2 protein-coding genes are annotated in these 1,758 nt (G+C 71.4%); one reads left to right on the forward strand and one right to left on the reverse strand.

Annotated features, from left to right (window positions below; genetic code table 11):
• Positions 1–30 precede the first annotated feature (30 nt).
• The gene (locus FOE67_RS24755) at positions 31–1,092 is read right to left on the reverse strand and encodes a LuxR C-terminal-related transcriptional regulator (RefSeq protein WP_182667047.1); all 1,062 of its coding nucleotides are present in this window, start codon (positions 1,090–1,092) and stop codon (positions 31–33) included.
• A gap of 238 nt (positions 1,093–1,330) precedes the next feature.
• Between FOE67_RS24755 and FOE67_RS24760 the strand changes: the two genes are divergently transcribed.
• On the forward strand, positions 1,331–1,516 hold the full coding sequence (locus tag FOE67_RS24760) for a hypothetical protein (protein ID WP_182667048.1): 186 nt from the start codon (positions 1,331–1,333) through the stop codon (positions 1,514–1,516).
• Positions 1,517–1,758: the final 242 nt, after the last annotated feature.

Here is a 1,758-nt window from a genome sequence, read left to right on the forward strand (position 1 = left end):
GGACGGAGGGGGGTCGGGGCGGGTCCCGGCTCAGCCGCCGGTTCCGACGCCGGCGCCCCCGGCGAGGGCGTCGCCCTCCCGCTTCGCGCCCCCTTCCTGCCGACCGAGCATCAGGCCGGCCTGGAACCGGCTGCTGGCGCCGAGTTCGTCCATCAGGGCGGAGATGTAGCGGCGGCAGGTACGGGTGGCCATCCCCAGCCGACGGGCGATCACCTCGTCCTTCAGCCCCATCGCCATGAGGCGGAGGATCGATTCCCGCAGTTCGGTGCCGGTCTGTCGCTCCCCGGTACCGGCCCCCGACTCCACATCGGTGGGCGAGAAGGGCTGCGCCACCTGCCAGGTGGCCTCGAAGGACCGGCACAGGTAGGCCACCAGGGTGGGGTCGGTGACCACGGCCGCGCCGGGTGCCTCCCGACCGTTGCGCTCCTTGGGGACGAAGGCGATGCGCCGGTCGTAGATGATGATGCGTTCGGTGAGTTCCTCGGCGGTGCGGATCTCACCACCCTCCTCGCAGACCCGCTTGACGTAGGCCCGGGTCGCCAGGCTCGCGCGGGCGGTGTGCTGGTACAGGGTCCGGATGCGGACACCGCGCCGGAGCAGCTCCCGGGTCTGGGCGAGGTCCTGTTGGAGGAGTTCGGCCGATCGGCCGCCGCCGGGTTGCAGGCTCATGCGCTCCCGGGTGCAGCGGTGACGGGCCAGTTCGATCTCCCGGCGCACCTCGGCCGCGTCGTCGAGGACGCGGATGGAATTCTCCTCGTACCGCAATTGCTCAATCGAGCGATAAAGCTGTCCAAGTGAGCGCAGCTGTTCGTGTATTCGGACGATTCGGCGACGGCGTTCGGCGATCGCCATTTCCAGGGGGGAGATCAACTCGGCCTCGACGATCTCCGGGTCCAACGGGATCCGGATCCTCTCGTCGTCCCCGAGGGGCCCCAGTAACCGCAGCTCCTCCAGGGCTTTCCGGGCCTCCCCCACCCGGGCGGGCTCCACCCCCAGCTCCTCGGAGATCGCCTCGTCCGAGAAGACACCGGCGCGCACCGCCGCCCGGTAGGCGTCCACGGCCAACTCGTCCAACAGCGGTGGCTCGTCCATGGCTCCCCCGGGGCTCGACATTCCGCCGCGATCCACAAGTTGCCACTCCAGCATAGGACACCGGGGACGTATCGAACCGGTCTTCCGTCGCCGGCAATCTGAGGGAGTGCCCGATGGCCGATACCACTGTCGCAGTATCACTGGAGATACGATGAATTGCGCTCGGCACTCCTCTTCCGGGTCTTCCCGACTTTCCCGGCTTTCCGGGGTTTTCCCGGCCCTCCGCCTGGCCCGGCCCGTGACGGCCCTCTCCGCCGCACTGCTCGTCGTCGGGGTCCTCGGCTCGACCTCCGGCGTCGCCCCCACCCGGGCGCACGGCACGGCCGAGACGAAGCTCCGTCTCGGCGACGACCAGTGGGATGTCGCGGACGATCAGTGGGACGCCGTGCCCACCGCGCCGCCGGCACCGGCGTTCGCGGCCTGAGAAGGGCCCCGTCACACCGGGTGGCACGGTCCGCCCACGACCGCGCACCCCCGACCGGACGGCCACCGGCGGGGGTGCGCGGTCGTTCGATGCCCGGCTCATCGGAGCGGCTCATCGGTCCGGGGGAACGGCCCGGGGGAACGGCCGGGAAGAAGACGCCGGGCAACAGGAGGCGACGGCGAGCGGCGCGTGCCCCGGGCCGAAGGGGCCCGAACGGCGGGGCCGGGCGCGTGCCCCGGACC

This window comes from Streptomyces calidiresistens (genome assembly GCF_014141525.1).
Classification (GTDB): domain Bacteria; phylum Actinomycetota; class Actinomycetes; order Streptomycetales; family Streptomycetaceae; genus Streptomyces; species Streptomyces calidiresistens.